The 18132-nt window shown below is 62.5% G+C and carries 15 protein-coding genes, 1 tRNA gene and 1 pseudogene; 7 read left to right on the forward strand and 10 right to left on the reverse strand.

All coding sequences use genetic code 11. The features are described from left to right. Positions 1-119: 119 nt before the first annotated feature. Positions 120-398 (reverse strand): hypothetical protein, encoded by a 279-nt coding sequence (locus AVO45_RS19030; protein ID WP_068350191.1) that lies wholly within the window; start codon positions 396-398, stop codon positions 120-122. A 449-nt stretch (positions 399-847) separates the two neighbouring features. On the opposite strand from AVO45_RS19030, the gene AVO45_RS19035 reads away from it, so the two are divergent. The 5 genes and pseudogenes from AVO45_RS19035 to AVO45_RS19055 all read left to right on the forward strand — a co-directional run. Beyond that, positions 848-1840, forward strand: a complete 993-nt coding sequence (locus tag AVO45_RS19035; RefSeq protein ID WP_068350193.1) for an MraY family glycosyltransferase — start codon at positions 848-850, stop codon at positions 1838-1840. A 136-nt stretch (positions 1841-1976) separates the two neighbouring features. After that, complete coding sequence (gene nusG / locus AVO45_RS19040; protein ID WP_068350196.1) at positions 1977-2519, forward strand: transcription termination/antitermination protein NusG; 543 nt, start codon at positions 1977-1979, stop codon at positions 2517-2519. Positions 2520-2644: 125 nt separating this feature from the next. Then, a complete protein-coding gene (locus tag AVO45_RS19045; RefSeq protein ID WP_240482180.1) occupies positions 2645-4009 on the forward strand; it encodes a polysaccharide biosynthesis/export family protein in 1365 nt (454 codons plus the stop codon). A 52-nt stretch (positions 4010-4061) separates the two neighbouring features. Further along, complete coding sequence (locus AVO45_RS19050) at positions 4062-6215, forward strand: GumC family protein (protein ID WP_082688877.1); 2154 nt, start codon at positions 4062-4064, stop codon at positions 6213-6215. A gap of 341 nt (positions 6216-6556) precedes the next feature. After that, a pseudogene (locus AVO45_RS19055) lies at positions 6557-7008 on the forward strand (transposase); the annotation flags it as partial. A 22-nt stretch (positions 7009-7030) separates the two neighbouring features. Here the strand turns inward: AVO45_RS19055 and AVO45_RS19060 are convergent. Then, positions 7031-7107: transfer RNA gene (locus AVO45_RS19060), tRNA-Arg, on the reverse strand. 115 nt (positions 7108-7222) lie between these two features. Between AVO45_RS19060 and AVO45_RS19065 the strand changes: the two genes are divergently transcribed. Next, positions 7223-8248 carry a LacI family DNA-binding transcriptional regulator gene (locus tag AVO45_RS19065; RefSeq protein WP_068350200.1) on the forward strand — a complete coding sequence of 342 codons (1026 nt, stop codon included), beginning with the start codon at positions 7223-7225 and terminating at the stop codon, positions 8246-8248. A 4-nt stretch (positions 8249-8252) separates the two neighbouring features. Continuing rightward, on the forward strand, positions 8253-9467 hold the full coding sequence (locus AVO45_RS19070) for a winged helix-turn-helix domain-containing protein (RefSeq protein WP_068350202.1): 1215 nt from the start codon (positions 8253-8255) through the stop codon (positions 9465-9467). A gap of 9 nt (positions 9468-9476) precedes the next feature. On the opposite strand, the gene AVO45_RS19075 is transcribed toward AVO45_RS19070, so the two are convergent. From AVO45_RS19075 to AVO45_RS19105, 8 genes are all read right to left on the reverse strand, one after another. After that, complete coding sequence (locus tag AVO45_RS19075) at positions 9477-10394, reverse strand: helix-turn-helix transcriptional regulator (protein WP_068350204.1); 918 nt, start codon at positions 10392-10394, stop codon at positions 9477-9479. 92 nt (positions 10395-10486) lie between these two features. Further along, a complete protein-coding gene (boxA, locus tag AVO45_RS19080; RefSeq protein ID WP_068350205.1) occupies positions 10487-11671 on the reverse strand; it encodes a benzoyl-CoA 2,3-epoxidase subunit BoxA in 1185 nt (394 codons plus the stop codon). Beyond that, entirely contained in the window at positions 11668-11844 is a 177-nt protein-coding gene (locus AVO45_RS19930; RefSeq protein WP_169796032.1) for a hypothetical protein, read from the reverse strand. Before AVO45_RS19930 ends, boxA begins: the two co-directional genes overlap by 4 nt. 119 nt (positions 11845-11963) lie before the next feature. Next, positions 11964-13415, reverse strand: coding sequence for a benzoyl-CoA 2,3-epoxidase subunit BoxB (boxB, locus tag AVO45_RS19085; protein WP_068350207.1), 1452 nt, complete (start codon positions 13413-13415; stop codon positions 11964-11966). A gap of 29 nt (positions 13416-13444) precedes the next feature. After that, the gene (gene boxC, locus AVO45_RS19090; protein WP_068350209.1) at positions 13445-15106 is read right to left on the reverse strand and encodes a 2,3-epoxybenzoyl-CoA dihydrolase; all 1662 of its coding nucleotides are present in this window, start codon (positions 15104-15106) and stop codon (positions 13445-13447) included. A gap of 112 nt (positions 15107-15218) precedes the next feature. Further along, positions 15219-15704, reverse strand: a complete 486-nt coding sequence (locus AVO45_RS19095) for a DUF309 domain-containing protein (RefSeq protein WP_068350211.1) — start codon at positions 15702-15704, stop codon at positions 15219-15221. A 3-nt stretch (positions 15705-15707) separates the two neighbouring features. Beyond that, positions 15708-16526 carry an alpha/beta fold hydrolase gene (locus AVO45_RS19100; RefSeq protein ID WP_068350213.1) on the reverse strand — a complete coding sequence of 273 codons (819 nt, stop codon included), beginning with the start codon at positions 16524-16526 and terminating at the stop codon, positions 15708-15710. Further along, entirely contained in the window at positions 16526-18055 is a 1530-nt protein-coding gene (locus tag AVO45_RS19105; RefSeq protein WP_068350216.1) for a benzoate-CoA ligase family protein, read from the reverse strand. The genes AVO45_RS19100 and AVO45_RS19105 overlap by 1 nt, the downstream gene beginning before the upstream one ends. Positions 18056-18132 lie beyond the last annotated feature (77 nt).

Below are 18132 nucleotides of genomic sequence, written 5' to 3' on the forward strand. Positions count from 1 at the left end.
AAGCTTGGTAAAACGTGGAAAATCTTAACAGTTTGTGGGCTGGAAGTCGAGTTCGCTGGAAAGCCTCATGAAAAAGGCCCGCCGATCGGCGGGCCAGGGTGACTTCGAAGAGCGAAAACTCATCTTGTGCCTGTGGTGCTGGTAGTCGAGCCGCCACCGCCGCCAGCCAAGGCCCCGAGCGCAAGGAGACCGGCGGCACCGCCGATCAAGGGAACGAAGTTCTGCGCGTTCTCCAGCAGGGCGGTACATTCCGGACGCTCGGCATTCTCGGGCTTCAGGCACAACTCCCGCGTGATCTCGGTCGGTAGCGGCTGCGGCTCCCCAGAGCTCTGTGCAAGTCCGGAATTTGCGGTCACAGCCAGCGTTGCAGTCAAAATCAGGGTTTTGCGTAACGCCATAAAGAATCTCCTTCCAATCGCTGCGCGCGTAGCATGAGTCGAGAGCGATATGAACAGGGTACTGGCCAAAGGTCAAAGAAAAATGGGATGATTTTCTGTCTTCCTCACAAGTGGTTGTGGAAAATTTTGTAGTATCGTATTGAAATCAATGGTCCAAGCGGTCTGATCGGCTTGCCTCCGCCAAGTCGCGCTGTGTCCGGCAGGCAACAGACCGGAAGTTGCTGTTTGAGACGTGCAGGAAAATCCACCTCCACCCGGTTTACCTCTCTTCCGATTTCAAGTTACTCCCGCAACCAAGAGTTTTGTAACTCGAGTCACCACATCCGTAGAATCTGGTAATGCTTATTTTCTGGGCTTCTTTTTTCGTGTCCTTCTTGGCGTGTGCCGCTCTCGTGTACACCAAGAAAAGGCATCTGAAACTGACTGGCTCTGGCCAGGATACATTTGCCGTGCAGGCCTCGCACACAGCGCCGACGCCGCGGATTGGCGGCGTGGCGGTCATGGCGGGGATGCTGGTCGGGGCAGGAATTGCCTTTCTTCAGGGCCAGCCGCTCTACCTGATTCTTCTGCTGACATCGTTGCCGATGTACGCAACCGGTCTGGCCGAAGACCTTTTCCGCCATATCTCCACAAGGGTTCGCTATGCCTCGACTGCGCTATCTGCGCTGCTCGCGGTATGGATCCTGGGCATCTGGATCACCACCGCCGATTCCTATGTTTTGGAATGGCTGTTTTATTTCATGCCGGCGGCAATTCTGGTGACCCTGTTCGTCGTGGCCAGCTATTGCCACGCCTTCAATCTGATCGACGGCCTCAACGGGCTGGCCTCGGGGACCGGCATCCTGATCGCCGCCGGTCTGGCCGCCATCGGTGCCCAGATCGGACATGCCGAGATCATCACCATGTCCGTGATCACGGCGGTTTCCATCGCGGGGTTCTTTCTGTTCAATTACCCTTTCGGGCGTATCTTCCTTGGCGATGGCGGGGCCTACATCATCGGCTACATGCTGACCTGGACGGCACTGGTGATCTTGCATGTCGCGCCGGAAACCTCGACCTGGGCCATGTTCCTGCTGTTCTTCTGGCCGTTGGCGGACACGCTGTTCGCGATTTACCGGCGCCGGCGCAAGGGCGTCAGCATTGATACGGCCGACCGGCTGCATTTCCACCAGTTGGTATTGCGCGGGCTCGAGATATTCTTTCTCGGTCGCAACAAGCGTACTGTCGCCAATCCGTTGGCGACCAGCGTGATTCTGCCCTTCGTCACCGCACCTGTGATCGCCGGCGTGGCGTTCTGGGACAAGCCGTTGATATCTTTCCTTGCCTTGGCGTTCTTTGGTGTTGCCTTCGTGGCGACCTATCGTCTGGGGCTGGCTGCGGCGCAGGGCCGGTTGCGCCGGCCACGCCGGCGCTGGCCGCGCAACATGTCTCCTGCCGAATGAGATGGAGAGATGGCCGCATTGCCACATGCTCAGAACGGCAGAAACGATCTTCAAGATGGCAGATTTTCGCAAAAGGCCATCTGTTTCTTCCTTTGCAACGGCGATATGACCCGGGAAAAACCAAGAGCAGAATGACGTGAACCAGATTCTTTTCGGCAGGCAGTTCGACGACGCAAGCGCGTCGAAAGTCTGGCTTCTGGCCCAGGCCAAGCCGGGCATGATGGCGCGAGCGCAGCGCAATCTCGAAAACCAGGGATTCCGCGTGTTCGTACCGCAGATCCGCGAGACCCGGCGGGTGGGCAGCCGGTTCAAGGACAGGGTAGGGCCTTTGTTTCCCGGCTACATCTTCGTTCAGGTCGACATCGATGTCAGCCCCTGGCGGAAAATCAACAGCACATTCGGAGTGTCGCGGCTGGTCAGCTTTGCCAAGGACCGCCCGGCCGTCGTGCCGTCTGAATTGATCACCGATTTGCGCAGCCGATTCTCCGTCGGGGCGGAGGCAGCACTGGGGAACGAGGTTGAAGCCGGCGACCAGGTGCAGCTTGTCCGGGGACCCTTTGCCGGGTTTGCGGCCAAGGTGGAGACCGTCGCGGCAAATGACCGTATCTGGCTGCTGCTGGACCTGCTGGGACGTGAAATCCGGGTGTCGACGAGCAGGGGAAACATCATCCCGGCCTGACAAGGATTGCAAGCCGTCAGCGCGACGGCAACAGTTTTGCGACCCGGTGGATGCCGGAACTTGTGCGGACCATTTGGACTAAGTAGGAAGCCATGACCTCTAGAAAATCACGGGTGGAGTCGATCGTGAAGATAATCCTGCCGCTTTTGGGTGCTCTGCTGATCGCTGGCTGCGGAGCGGTCTATCACTCTTCCTCTGTTTCCGAGGGCGTTTCCGAAGCCGGCTCCACGGTGCGGGTAATCCCGCTCACCGTCGAGACCGTGATGGCCGCGAACAGATCGAGCTATACGCCCAAACAGTTGCCCGAGGCGTTTTTCGCATCGGCCGGAATGCCCCGCGGACCGAAGTTGACGCAGACGGCGATCGAACCGGCCTTCCTGCCGGAAACTCGCCCCGGTCGGCTGGAAACCCGAGTGCCGCCGGACCCCGGTCGTGCCCCTTACCGCATCGGGATCGAGGACAAGCTGCTCTTGGCCACCCCCAGCGCGGCCACCTCGGTTGAGCAACTGACCGGCCTGCTTGCGGCGGAAAACCGGCGTCAGGGCTATACGGTGCAGGACGACGGGGCGATCTCGATTCCGGATGTGGGCCGCGTCGTGGTGGCCGGCAAGACGCTGGAAGAGGCGGAAAACGCCGTTTTCAACAAGTTGGTCGAAGCAGGCATCAACCCCGCTTTCAGCCTGGAGATCGCCGAATTCAACTCGCAGCGCGTCACGATCGGCGGGGCGGTGCGCAATGCCACGGTGGTTCCTCTCACCCTGACTCCGCTGCGGCTGAATCAGGCGATCAACGCGGCCGGAGGGTTTGACCTTGCCGATCGCGACTACGCCTCGATACGGATCTACCGGGACGGCACACTCTATCAGATTCCGGTTGCCGAGTATTCCAGGAAAGGCGAATTGCAGAACGTCACGCTCAAGGACGGTGACAGCGTCTTTGTCGACACCGATTTCGAACTGGACAAGGCGTCGGAATTTTTCGCCCAGCAGATCCAGCTGACGTCGGTTCGCCAGGCCGCCCGAAAGAATGCGCTCGACGAGCTGGAGATGGAGGTTGAACTGCGCCGCAGCGAGTTGGACGAGCAGCGCGAGAATTTCAACGAACGCCTCGCCTTCGATGCGGTGGACCGCGACTATGTCTATCTGATCGGCGAAGTGTTCAAACAGGCCCGCTATCCGCTGCCCTTCGAGCGCAAGGCAACGCTTGCAGACGCGCTTTACAGTGAAAGCAGCGGTTTCAATTCCCGCACCGGCAACCCGCGCCAGATCTACGTTCTGCGGGGCAGCGAGAATCCCAGAGAGTTCTCCGGCGTCACCGCCTGGAATCTGGACGCGACCAATGCCGCGAACTTCATTCTGGCGACGCGGATGGAGTTGCGGCCCAATGACGTCATCTTCATTGCCGAACAGCCGATCACCAAGTGGAACCGTGTGCTGACCCAGTTGGCGCCGAACCTGGTGAGCTCGTCCGTCGCGGGCGTCGTGAACTAAGACATGCTATCCGGCCGAAATCCGGTCGTACCAGACAAACGGAAACACTCGCGTGAACAACATCGAACCGATCCGCAGCCAAAGCGTCCAGCCCGATCCGCGTCCCACGATTGCATCGCCGATCGAGGATGACGAGATCGATCTTGTCGCACTGTTCGGCACACTCTGGCGCGGCAAATGGTGGATCGTCGCCTGCATGGCGGCGGCGGTGATGCTGGCGGGCTACTGGGCGTATTTTGTTGCCGTGCCGGTCTATTCGACGACGGCCCATGTGACGCTGGAAAACCGGCAGGGCCAGGTGGTGGACTTCGAAAACGTCGTCTCCGGTCTGTCCGGTGACCAGACCAGCATCAATACCGAGGTCGAGGTCCTGAAGTCCCGCGAACTCGCCAAGAAGCTGGTGCTCGAACTGGATCTGGTCAACGACCCCGAATTCAACCCGGATTTGCGCGAGGAAGGTGGTTTTGCCCCCCTGCAATTCATGCGGGGACTGATCGGCTCGACCGGGGAAGAGATGCCCAAGACGCCCGAACAGGTCGTGGAAGAGGTCACCACCAATGTCCTCGAGGCATTCTCGATCTCGAATCTTCGCAACACCTATGTCTTCGCGATCACGGCAACGACCGAGGATCCGGCCAAGTCCAAGCTTTTTGCGGACACGCTCGCCGACCTCTACATCCTCAACCAGCTTGACGTGAAATTCGAAGCGACCCAGCGGGCCACCGAATGGCTGTCCGAGCGGGTCGCGACGCTGCAGGTCGAACTGGAAACCGCCGAAGCAAAGGTCAAGGAGTTCAACGCCAAGGCCGAGTTGATCAGCCCCGAGGCGCTGGAGGCGCTGAACCGCCAGGCCAAGGACACCCGCGAACGCCTGAAAGCCACGTCGGAGCGGGCGGATGAGATCTCGGCCCGGCTCGAAACGTTGCAGGCCGCGGCGGCGTCGGGCGACCGTCAGGAAATGGCGCGGGTCGCGGACAATCCGGCGCTGAACCAGAGCCTGGCGCGCGTCGAGGCCGGGACGATGCCGGCCGAGTTGTTCGACACCCAGTTCCAGAAGCTGATCCAGAGTGAAACCGTCGCGCTGGCGCGGGCGCAAAGCCAGGCGGACGGGCTGTCCCAGTCTCTGGCCAATATCGAAAGCCAGATCGAGCGACAGTCGAAAGACCTGGTGACGCTGCAGCAACTGACGCGCGAAGCGGAAGCGGCGCGGTCGATCTATGAGTACTTTCTTGGGCGCCTGAAGGAAACCTCGGTCCAACAGGGTATTCAGCAAGCCGACAGCCGGGTCTTGTCGCAGTCGGTTCTGCCGACGCATCCGTCCGCGCCCAAGAAGTCGCGGATCATCGCACTGGCTGGCATTCTCGGCCTCATGCTCGGTGCCGGGCTGGTTCTGCTCCGGGAGTTCATGAACAACACCTTCCGCACGCCGCAGCAACTGGAACAGGCCACAGGTGTCACGGTGATGGGGCAGGTTCCCAGCCTGCCCGCGAAGACGCGCAGCAACGTCATCGAGTATCTCAGGACGAAACCCACATCGGCAGCGGCCGAGGCCATACGCAATCTGCGCACCTCGGTCATGCTCTCGAACGTCGACCGGCCGCCGCAGGTGATCATGCTCACCTCCTCCATTCCGGGCGAGGGCAAGACGACCCTCTCGCTGGCGCTGGCGCAAAGCTTTGCCGGTCTCAACAAGCGTGTCCTGCTGATCGAAGGCGACCTGCGACGGCTCGTTTTCTCGGAATACTTCTCTGCCGACGACTACAAGTGTGGCCTGATTTCGGTTCTGGCCGGTGAGGCCTCGCTGACCGACTCGATTCGCCACATTTCAGCGGTCGGATCTGACGTGTTGCTGGGCGAGAAATTTGACTCCAATGTCGCCGACCTCTTTTCGTCCGAGCGGTTTGCCCGGATGATCGAGGAGGCCCGGTCAACTTATGACGTGATCATCGTGGATACGCCTCCGGTTCTGGTCGTTCCCGATGCCCGTACCATCGCCCAGCATGCCGACGCGCTGCTGTTTGCTGTCCACTGGGATTCAACCGATCAGGGGCAGGTTGCAGAAGGTCTGCGCATGCTGGAGAGCGTCAATTTCCGCCCCACCGGTCTGGTGCTGAGCCAGATCGACATGAAGGGCATGAAACGCTACGGCTATGGCGGCCAGTACGGGGCCTATTCACGCTACGGGCAGAAGTATTATTCGAACTGACCGTCCGCTTAGGCACCATCAGGTTCGGGACCGGGAGGGCGCCTGCTCTGCGAGGCGCTGTGCGAGCTAGCCAGCGACCAATTACGTTGCGGTCAAGGCGCGATCCGGGGTTTCCACGCCCTGTGGTAAACAGGCACCGGCGCACGCTGCGGAGTGATGTCCTCCGACCCTCCGGGAAGAAGCTCTTTTGGTTGTCCGAAGTATTGCGTCGAGTCGCTCAGGTGGCGCCCATTAGGCTGTGTCCCACAGCGCAGCTTATCTAACGTCAGCGCCAATGGGACAGTTTAGGGTGATTTGATAAGAGAGGGTTTCTGGCACATCGTAACCACCAAGGAGTGGAGATGAGACAGAAACCCGGAACCCGCAAGAGCCATGGCGAGAAGCTCGTCAAGGGGATCCGCCGCGCTACGCGCAAGCAGTATTCGGCGGAAGAGAAGATCAGGATCGTGCTGGACGGCCTGAAGGGCGAGGACAGTATTGCAGAGCTGTGCCGCCGTGAAGGCATTGCGCAGAGCCTATATTACAGCTGGTCCAAGGAATTCCTCGAAGCTGGAAAGAAGCGTCTGGCAGGCGACACGGCCCGCGCTGCGACGTCGAGCGAAGTTAAGGACCTGCGCCGTGAGGCACGTGATCTGAAGGAGGTCGTGGCCGAACAGGCTCTTGAACTGCGCCTGCTCAAAAAAAGCATGATCGCGGATGGGGACGACGACGAATGAGATATCCCGCATCTTAGAAACTGGAGATTATCCGGCTTGTTGGGTGTTCACAGTTGCCGACCAGGCGCACGTTGGACAATTTTGACACAATTTCTGAGGTGGCGACCCCGGCAGGATTCGAACCTGCAACCTGCCCCTTAGGAGGGGGCTGCTCTATCCAGTTGAGCCACGGGGCCACGCGAAGCACTGTCTAGCGGCCTTTTTTCGGATTGTCATCGCCTTTGCACAACAGTTGAACCATTAATGCTGTTCGCGCTAGCATAAAAGAAAACAGACAGCACAGGTGCTTCGGTGACAACAGAAACAAAACGCCCGCTCACCCTTCGCGATGTCTCGGAAGCATCCGGAGTATCGGAAATGACGGTCAGCCGGGTGTTGCGAAACCGGGGCGACGTGTCCGAAGCCACCCGCGCCCGTGTTCTGGCCGCCGCGAAAGAGCTTGGATATGTTCCGAACAAGATCGCAGGCGCCCTGGCTTCGAACCGCGTCAACCTGGTCGCGGTGATCATCCCGTCGCTGTCGAACATGGTCTTCCCCGAGGTTCTGACCGGCGTCAACCAGGTGCTCGAGGGCACCGAGCTGCAGCCCGTGGTGGGCGTCACCGACTACCTGCCCGAGAAAGAGGAAAAGGTGCTTTATGAGATGCTCTCGTGGCGTCCCTCGGGCGTGATCATCGCGGGGCTGGAACATACCGAGGCGTCGCGGGCGATGCTGAGTTCGGCCGGCATCCCGGTGGTCGAGATCATGGATACCGACGGCAAGCCGGTGGACGCGATGGTGGGTATCTCGCACCGCCGCGCCGGGCGCGAGATGGCGCAGGCGATTCTGAAGGCCGGGTATCGCCATATCGGTTTCATGGGCACCAAGATGCCGCTGGACCATCGGGCCCGCAAACGGTTCGAGGGCTTTACCGAAGTCTTGGGCAAGAACGGGGTCGAGATCGAGGATCGCGAGTTCTATTCCGGCGGCTCGGCCCTGGCCAAGGGGCGCGAGATGACCAAGGCGATGCTGGAACGGTCGCCGGAACTGGACTTCCTCTATTATTCCAACGACCTGATCGGGGCGGGTGGGCTGCTTTACCTGCTGGAGCAGGGGATCGACATTCCCGGCCAGATCGGGCTTGCCGGGTTCAACAACGTGGAACTGTTGCAGGGGTTGCCGCGCAAGCTGGCCACCATGGACGCCTGCCGCCTGGAGATCGGGCGCAAGGCGGCCGAAATCATCGCCGCGCGGCTGGAAGACCCGGATGCGGATATCGAAACGCAAGTGATCCTGACCCCCAAGATCAGCTATGGCGACACGCTGAAGCGGCGCTGAGCCGGTGGCGCTGCAACGGCTGGACAATCGTGCCGCGCGAGCGTTGTTCCTGGACCGGCACGCGCTGGCCGAACAGCCCGCAGGCCCCGCAAGGGGCGCACATCTGCAGGGTCTGATCCGGCGTCTCGGCTTTGTCCAGCTTGACAGCATCAACACCGTGGCCCGCGCCCACGACATGATCCTGTTTTCGCGCCGCCCGACCTATCGCCCCGCGAATCTCAAGCGGCTCTACGAGCGCGACCGGGCGCTGTTCGAACACTGGACCCATGACGCGGCCGTCATTCCGATGGAGTTCTACCGCCACTGGCATCTGCGGTTTCAGCGCGATGCCGAATTGCTGCAGGCGCGGTGGAAGGCGTGGCGGCGCGGCGCGTTCGAACAAAAGTTCGAAGAGGTGCTGCAGCATATCCGCGACCACGGGCCGGTCAGTTCGTCGGATGTGGGAAAGGACGAGCGCAAGGGCTCGGGCGGTTGGTGGGATTGGCACCCGTCCAAGACGGCGCTGGAGTATCTCTGGCGGACCGGGGCATTGACGGTCATCGGGCGCGAGGGGTTCCAGAAACGCTATGACCTGACCGAGCGGGTGATCGAGGCGCATCTGTGCCCCGGCGCGTCGCCATGCGACGAAGAGGCGACGGTGGACTGGCTGTGCAACGCGGCACTCGACCGGCTGGGCTTTGCCACCTCGGGCGAACTGGCGGCGTTCTGGGACACGGTCCGCCCGGCCGAGGCAAAGCTGTGGTGTGAGCGGGAGCTTGCGCGCGGCGGTATCGAAACGGTTGAAATCGAACAGGCCGATGGCAGCCTGCGCAAGGTCTTTGCCCGCCCCGACGTGGCGGAACAGGCGGTGCGGGTTGGCCCGATGCCGGGGCGGATGCGGGTGCTCAGCCCGTTCGATCCGGCACTGCGCGACCGCAAGCGGGCCGAGCGGCTGTTCGGGTTCCATTACCGGATCGAGGTTTTCGTGCCCGAGGCGAAGCGCTCCTACGGCTACTACGTCTTTCCTCTGCTCGAAGGCGACAGGCTGGTGGGCCGGGTCGACATGAAGGCGCACAGGGACCGGGGCGAGTTGCGGGTCCGCGCCCTCTGGCCCGAACGCACGGTTCGGTGGTCACAGGCCCGCACCCGGCGGTTGGAGGCCGAACTGGACCGGGTCCGGCGCTTTGCCGGGATGGACCGGGTTGCATTCGCTGATGGGTGGCTGCGCGAGCCGATGTAGGCCGTTGGCTCAACCCAGGAACCCGCGCTCCTCGACCAACGCCCTGAGCTGCTCCAGCGAGGCCTCGACGCTTTGGCCGGATGTATCCAGTTGCGCCTCGGCCTTGCCATAGAGGGCCTCGCGGCTGGTCAGGATCGAACGGAGTTGCTCCATCGCCTCGGGGTTTCCCGCCATCGGGCGCTCGTCGCCCTGCGCCCGCACCCGCTCCATATGCTCGACCGGCGAAGCGCGCAGCCAGACGGTGTGGAAATGGCTGAGCAGGGTGTTGTAGGTGTCGGGCTCGGCCACGATGCCGCCCGCCACCGCCAGCACGAGCGCATCATGGGTCGCGATGATCCGCTGCACGGTCTGGGCCTCGAGCTTGCGATACCCTTCCTGCCCGTAGAGCGCCATGACCTCGGCCACCGGCATCCCGGCCTGTTCCTCGATGCCGTGGTTCAGTTCGACGAAAGGCAGGCCCAGCTCCTTGCCCAGAAGCCGCCCAAGCGTGGATTTTCCGGCCCCGCGCAGCCCCACGAGGCAGATCCGTCCGGCCCGCAGCACCTCCTTGGGCTCGGGGTTGAGCGCGCGCAGCACCGTCTGCTGCACGTCGCTGCTCGCCGAGCGAAACAGGTCGGCCACCCGCAGCGCGTCGGACTCCCACGGGTCATCTTCGCCCACCAGCCATTCGATCCGGTGATCGAGCGCGATTGCGACCCTCTGCAACAGGCCGATCGAGATGTTGCCTTCGCCGGCCTCCAACTGCGCCAGGTAGCGCGGGGAAACGCCCGAGATCTCGGACAGCACACGACGGGGGATGCCGCGGCGCTCGCGGGCCTTGCGCACGCGCTCGCCCACGCGGGCGATCAGCGCCGACACCGAGGCCTCGGCAAGATCAGAGCCGCTTTGCGATGTGCTGTCGCCCCTGAAATTGGTGATCTCGCTCATGCTTCCCGTGCCGTTGGTGAAAAATATTGCACAAATTACGATGGGTGCGCGTCAGGGGCAATCGGAATTGCCCTTTGATGGCGCGGCCTCCGTCAGTAGGTCTCCACGTGATAGCGGCCTTCCTCGCGCATCCGGTCGCGCAGCTCGGCCCAGTTCAGGCCCAGCCCGCGCGCGATGTCCTTGAACGCTTCGTCAACGCCCTGCTCCATCGCCTTCAGGCCGCAGATATAGATGTGGCCCTTGGGGTTCTGCAGCAGTTCCCCGACCTTCTCGGCCTCCTCGCGCAGCTTGTCCTGCACATAGTGCTTGGGCTCTCCCTCCTGTCGGGAAAAGGCGAAATGCTTGGACATGAACTCTTCCGGGACTTTCTTGAGCGGTCCGAAATAGGGCAGTTCCCGCGGGCGGCGGGCGCCGAAGACCAGCATCAGCGAGCCCTTGAGCGAGGGGTATTCCCGCTGCCGTCGCATGGTGAATGCGCGGAACGGGGCCGAGCCGGTGCCGGTGCAGATCATCAGCAACTTCGCGTCCGGGTCCGCGGGCAGCAGGAAGGTCGCGCCGAATGGCCCCGTCACCTGCACCGTGTCGCCCGGTTTCAGATCGCAGACATAGTTGGAACACAGCCCCTTCTCCTCGCGCTTCACGGTCAGCGAGAGGTTGTTGAAGTTGGGCCGTTCGCCGTCACGGGGGCTGGAGACCGAGTAGAGCCGGGGCAGGTGCGGGTTGCCGGCCTCGTCCGTGCCCAGCGGGATGATCCCGATGCTCTGGCCTTCGAGAACGGGGAAAGGCAGCGAGCCGAAATCCAGGATGATGTGCCGGACATCGCTGTCGCTGTCCTCGGCGGTCAGGCGGAAATTGCCGGTCACCTTCGCCTCGGCGGGCCTGCCCAGGCCATACATGCTGACGGTTGGTTTCGAGGCCGTCGCCGGAGCCTTCGCCTTGCCGCCCGCGCCCTTGTGCGCCTCGGCCAGCAGGGCCGATATGGCATCGTCCATCGCCTCAAGCCCGCCCTCGTCGCCGGCGATCTCCTGTTGCTCGGGCAGTTCCATCCAGCCGTATTGATCCTCGAGCGAATAGGGCTGGGTCACCACCCGCCAGTTGTCGATCGAGCCGGTCGGGCAGACGGGGATGCAGTCCATGCAGTATTTGCACTTGGAGGCATCCACCACGACGTTCATGTCGTCATGTTCGATGGCCTGCTCGGGGCAGGTCATTTCGCAGGTGTAACACCGGATGCAGATTTCCGGGTCGATCAGGTGCTGCTTGAGCGGCTGGTTCATGAAACCTCGCGTCTCTTGGTCAGGATGACGTCGGGCAGAACCAGCGTGTCGATCAGGGCCTCGCACAGCCCGGCACAATCGGAACAGCCGACGCAGGGGCCTTGCAGCGCGGATACCTGACCGGCGAGGGCGGCGAGTTTCGGTGTCTCGGCCTTGGAACGGTTGATCTGCATTGCGGGTCTCCCCCTTGTGAACAAGCCGGGTCCGGCGAACAGGACGATTTGCAGGTCCGACAATCCGGTCTTGGTCACGAATTGTGTCCGGTCGCGGAACCCGGCGTGAAGTTTCTGTCTCAGGCCATGTGAAGTTTCACATATTCGAAATCGCCCGGCTTGTTGTCGATGCCGACCTTGGGCGGGGCGATCCAGCGCGCGTATTGGCCCGGCTCGTAGCAGGGCTTCATCAGCGACTGGATGAAATCCCCATCCGCATGGGTGGGCAGCCATTCGGGCATCCCCTTGTCATATTCCGCCCCGCTGACCATCTTGCCCTCGGGATCGAACAGCTTGTCTGCAAAGACGCCGATCTTGCGATGGAAGGCCTCGTGCGGCAGCTTCAACTCGAAATCGATGCCATGCTTTTCGATGATCTTGTTCCAGCGTCCGACGCCGCCCGCGGCATCCTTGGTGTAGTCGTCGCGCAGGCGCATGTTGATCGCTGTCAGGGCCGGAACCTCTTTCTGCACCGCCTTGCCGTCTTCCAGGTCCCAGACCGTGTAGGTGTCGTGCTGCAACTGGTGGTCGTCGGTCAGGCGGTTTTCCATGTAACGGCCCTTGATGCCCGCGTTGAAGGCATTGGCGGCGTTGGTCGAAACCTCCTGCCCGAACAGGTCCAGTGACAGGGTGTAGTGCAGGTTCAGCTTTTTCTGGATCAGCGGCAGGTCGATCACGCCCAGGGCGCGGATCCTGCCCACGTCATAGGGGTCGTCGATGCCGTTTTCCTTCATCACCTCGCAGGTGCGCTGGATGGTGCGGCCCACGCCGGTTTCGCCGACGAACATGTGATGCGCCTCTTCGGTCAGCATGAAGCGGCAGGTGCGGCTGAGCGGGTCAAAGCCGGATTGCGCCAGCGATTCCAGCTGCATCTTGCCGTCGCGGTCGGTGAAATAGGTGAACATGAAGAAGGACAGCCAGTCGGGCGTTTCCTCGTTGAAGGCGCCCAGCATCCGCGGCGCCTCTTCCGAGCCGGACTGGCGGCGCAGCAGGTCATCGGCTTCTTCGCGGCCATCGCGGCCGAAATATTTGTGCAGCAGATAGACCATGGCCCACAGGTGGCGGCCCTCTTCGACATTCACCTGGAACAGGTTGCGCATGTCATAAAGCGACGGCGCGGTCAGCGCCAGCAGGCGCTGCTGTTCGACCGAGGCCGGTTCGGTGTCGCCCTGGATCACGATCAGGCGCTTGAGCAGGTTGCGGTATTCGCCCGGAACCTCCTGCCATGCAGGCTCGCCCTTGTGCTCGCCGCAGGGGATCACCCGGTCCTCGACCTGAGGGGCCAGCAGCACGCCCCAGCGATATTCGGGCATCTTCACATAGTCGAACTTGGCCCAGCCCTTGGGATCGACGCTGACGGCGGTGCGCAGATAGACCAGCGATTCCTGGAAGTTCTGCGGGATCAGCTTGTTCCACCAGTCGATATAGCCGGGGTGCCATTTCTCCAGCGCCTTCAGCACCTTCTTGTCCTGGCTCAGGCCCACGTTGTTGGGGATCTGGGTGTCATAGCTTACGTTGATCAGGTCGAGCATGTCTTTCCTCCGCTAGAGGCCCAAGCCCCTCAGACTCGTTCCATGTTGAATTCGCCGCGCAGGCCGGTGCCATAGCGCTGCAGCGCCCCGTCGGGGCCAACCGCGTTCGGGCGCTGGAAGATCCAGTTCTGCCAGGCGGTCAGCCTGCCAAAGATCCGGGTCTCCATCGTCTCGGGGCCGGCAAAGCGCAGGTTCGCCTCCATCCCCGTCATCGCATCAGGCGAGAAGCTGGCGCGTTCCTCGAGGAACACGCGCACCTCGTCCTCCCAGTCGATATCGTCCAGTGCATAGGTCACGAGGCCAAGTTCCTCGGCCTCGTCGGCCTCCAGCGCGTCCCCGACCCGGCCCTTCAGTCGCTCAACGGCCTCCGGTTCGCCCCAGAACCGCGTGGCGAGCCGCGACAGGTCGTTGCCCATCGGGTAGGTGCCGAAATTGCCGCCGCTCAGCGTGACGGTCGCCAGCGGGCGGTTGTCGCCCTCGAACTCTTCGAGCATCATGTAGGACCGGTCCACGGCCCAGAGCAGTTCGGCCAGAACGCCGGCATAGCACGAGCCGTGCTCGACCAGCGCCACCAGGCTGCGCGAGGTCATGTCGACGCGTTTGAGCACCCGTTTCCAGTATTGCAGGATCTCGTTGGCCAGCCAGTTGTCCTTGTTGTCCAGCAGCAGCCTTTCATGGGCCAGCACGCGGGCCGGGTCGCCCTGTGTCTGGAACACGATCAGCCCCAGTTCGCGTTCGTTCAGGCGCAGATGCAGGATGGCGTCGTCCAACTCGCGGGCCAGACGCAGCAGCCACGACTGCGCCCCCTGCGCCTGCAACGCATCCGTATCGGCGGGCGCGTCCTCTTCCGGGCCCTTGATGGTGACGGTCGCGCGTCCGGCACCGCGGTCGATCGCGACTTCGACAGTCGAATAGGTCACCGATCCGTCGTCGTGGAAAGTTCTCGACAGCGGCTCCAGCACGATGCCTTTCAATCCCGATGGCTTGGGCGAGGCCTCGGCAAATTCGCGGGCGCGCTGATGCACCACCTCGTCGAATTTCGAGTTCGGGGCGATTTCGTCCACCAGTTTCCAGTCAACCGCGCGCTGGCCGCGCACCCCTTCCTCGACCGAGCAGAACACGTCGGCCAGATCGCGGCGCACCTTGCGCTTGTCCGTCACGCGGGTCAGGCCGCCGGTGCCGGGCAGCACCGCCAGCAGCGGCACCTCGGGCAGGGCCACCGAGGACGAGGTGTCATTCGTCAGGATGATGTAGTTGCAGGCCAGCGCGAGCTCATAGCCGCCGCCCGCGCAGGAGCCCTTGACCGCCGCGATGTATTTCTGCCCCGAATCCATCTCGGCCGCCTCGTAGGTGTTGCGGGTCTCGTTGGTGAACTTGCAGAAGTTGACCTTGTGCGCATGGCTGGCGCCGCCCAGCATCCGGATATTGGCCCCGGCGCAGAACACGCGATCCTTGGCCGATTGCATCACCACGACCTTCACCTCGGGGTGCTCGAACCGCATCCGCTGAACGATGTCCGCCAGCTCGATATCGACGCCCAGGTCATAGGAGTTCAGCTTGAGCTCGTAGCCGGGAAACAGCCCGCCCTGTTCGTCCACATCCATGAAGAGGTTGGCGACCTCACCATCATATTCAACGCGCCAGTGGCGGTATTTCGAGGGGTCGGTCTGAAAGTCGATGCGTTGGGTCATTCCGGGTTCCTCATTGGGCGATAGGGTGCACTTTAATGCTCAAATTCCATGTGAGCAAGGCGATTTAGCAAAATAGTGCATATAAAATATAGTTTGAAAACATGAGATTACCCTAAATTGTCCCGTTTGAGCAAAATCCATGATACTCATCAGTGCAATATATTGCAGTTGTCGTGAGTCGCCTTTTCGCCTTCTTGGCTCGGCGCGTTAGGTCCGCGACATCCACGCCCATTATCCGTGCCTCTGTCTGGCAGGCGCCAAGCAGCTCGACCGTCAGGTCATAGAGGCGCAACGCTGCCTGCGGACGCTCCATCCGTTCCTTGAGCGCGGCGTTGGAGAGCTGGATACAAGCCTGAACGAACCGCCTTTCAGCGGAGTTGGGCGGCAGGTGCATCCAGACCGGCTCCCACACTTCATGCGCCTCCCAGAAAAACCCGTTCTCGAACAGGGTCCAGCCGATGCGCCAGGCCTCCGAGGCGGCGATGTCCGCTATGCTCATTCCGGCCGTCACCGTGTCGCGGATCGCCGCGAAAGCATCCTCGGGGTGGCGGGCGGTGCGACCCGGCACATAGGCGGATATGGGCGGCGCGCATCCCATCGGTCAGGCCGGAACCACCTCGGCCGCCTCGATGCGCAGCAGCCGGGCGCAGTATTCGCCGACCGCATCGAGGGTTTCCTTCGGCGCTTCCAGATGCGGCGCGTGTTTGCAGTCGAGAATTGCGGTGTCCACCGGGCAATAGGCGCGGGTTTCGATCTCTTCGATCTGGGCGAGCGTGCCGTACTGGTCGCCGCGCCCCTGGACGACAAGGATCGGCACGCGGATATAGTCGATCACGTCGGCGACGTTCCAATCCTCGAAGCCGGGATCCAGCCAGGTGTCGCACCAGCCGCGAAAGGCACCTTCGGGGTCGCGGTGATACTTCGCCATTTTCTCTTTCAGGTCGGTCGTCGCGAAGGTCTCGCGCGCGCGGGCGATCTCGGCCAGCCCCATCTCCTCGGTGAAGAAATGCGGCGCCTCGAGGATCAGGCCGCGCACCCGGTGGTCCTCGACGCTGCCGGCATAGATGGCGGCGATGGTGGCGCCGTCGGAATGCCCGAACAGGATGCAGCGTCGGATGCCGGCCTGATCCAGAACATGCGGCAGCACGTCGATGGCCTCGCGCGTCATGAAATCCAGCGGGCGGGGCAGATCGACCGGATCCGACTGGCCATAGCCCTGTCGGGAATAGGCCAGCACGCCCAGGCCGGTCTGCACCGACAGGATTTCCGGGAAGTCACGCCACAGGCCGACGCAGCCCAGCCCTTCGTGCAGCAGGATGATGGTCGGTGCCTCGGAGGGCGGCGGGCCGTAGCAGGCGTATTCCAGCGCGACGCCGTTCACCGTCATCGGTTCGGCCGGGTTCTGGCTCCAATCGACCATCAGCTGTCCTCCCGCAGTTTGAAGCGCTGGATCTTGCCCGTGGCGGTCTTGGGCAAGTCTTCGACAAAGTCGATCCAGCGGGGATATTTCCACTTGCCGACCTTTTCCTTGACGAAGTCTCGCAGCTCGTCGGCCAGCCCGTCCGTTTCAACCTGTTTGAGAACGATGTAGGCCTTGGGCTTTTCCAGTCCATCCCGGTCGCGCGCCGCGACCACGGCGGCCTCCAGAACCGCAGGGTGCGCGACCAGCGCCTGTTCGACCTCGAAGGGCGACACCCAGATGCCCGAGACCTTGAACATGTCGTCGGTCCGGCCGCAGTAGACATAGCGCCCGTCTTCGGTCAGCTCATACTTGTCGCCGGTTCGGGTCCATTCGCCCTCGAAGGTGGCGCGGCTCTTGTCGCGCTTGTTCCAGTATCCATCCGCTGCCGAAGCGCCCCGGACCAGCAGTTCGCCAAGTCCGCCAACCCCCACATCCGCGCCGTTCTCATCCACCAAGCGTACCTCGTATCCCGGCACCGGCCGGCCCGACGTGCCATAGGCCACGTCCCCCGGCGCGTTCGACAGGAAGATGTGCAGCATCTCGGTCGAGCCGACACCGTCGAGAATATCGACGCCCCAGAGCCGCTGCCAGCTGCGCCCGATCTCTTCGGGCAGGGCCTCGCCCGCCGATATGCAGCGGCGCAGCTTCACATCCGGCACGCCCTGGCTTTCAAGCTGCGCTACCATCGCGGCATAGAGCGTCGGCACACCGCAAAAGATCGTGGGTCTTTCGGTGGCGATGATGTCGATCACGCCATCGGGGGTGGGGCGTCCGTTGAACAGCACGGTTTCGGCCCCGACCGACATCGGGAAGGTCATGGCGTTGCCCAGCCCGTAGGCAAAGAACAGTTTGGCGGCGGAAAAGATCACGTCGCCCGGTTCGATCTGAAGAACCTGCGCGCCGTAGGTGTCCGCGGTGGCCTTGAGGCTGGCGTGAACGTGCCGCACGCCCTTTGGCTGGCCCGTGGAGCCCGAGGAATAGAGCCAGAAAGCCACGTCATCTTCCGATGCTTCGACCGCAGGGGAAGGTTCAGCGCCTTCCATGAAATCGGCAAAGCTCTGAGCCCCCTCGGGCGCGGTTCCGATCACCACGATCCGGTGCAGATGCGGTGAGGCTTCGGCGGCGGGCTGCACCACCGGCCAAAGCTCTTCGGAAACGAACAGGCAGGAGGCGCGGCTGTCGTTGAGGATGGTTTCATAGACCGGGGTTGCCAAAAGCGTGTTGAGCGGAACGGGCACCACCCCGGCCTTGAGGCAGCCCCAGAAGATCTGGGGAAATTCCAGTTGGTCCAGAACCAGCATCGCGGCGCGGGATTCGCGCGGGATTTCGGCGTGGGCAAGGGCGCCGGAAACGCGGTCGGACGCGTCGGCCAGTTCGCCATATGTCATGGTTCTCTTCTGCCCGGCGGCCTCGCGAAAGGCCGGTCGGTCTCCGTTCCCGTCGCGCAGATGCCGGTCAACAAAATACAGCGCGGCGTTTCCGCTCATCCTCGATCCTCCCCTGTGCGGCGCCGAGGGGTGCGCTCGGGTCGTCATTGGGCGAATCCCGCGCGCGTTCCTCTTTG

The sequence above is a fragment of the Ruegeria marisrubri genome (assembly GCF_001507595.1).
GTDB classification, from domain to species: Bacteria; Pseudomonadota; Alphaproteobacteria; order Rhodobacterales; family Rhodobacteraceae; genus Ruegeria; species Ruegeria marisrubri.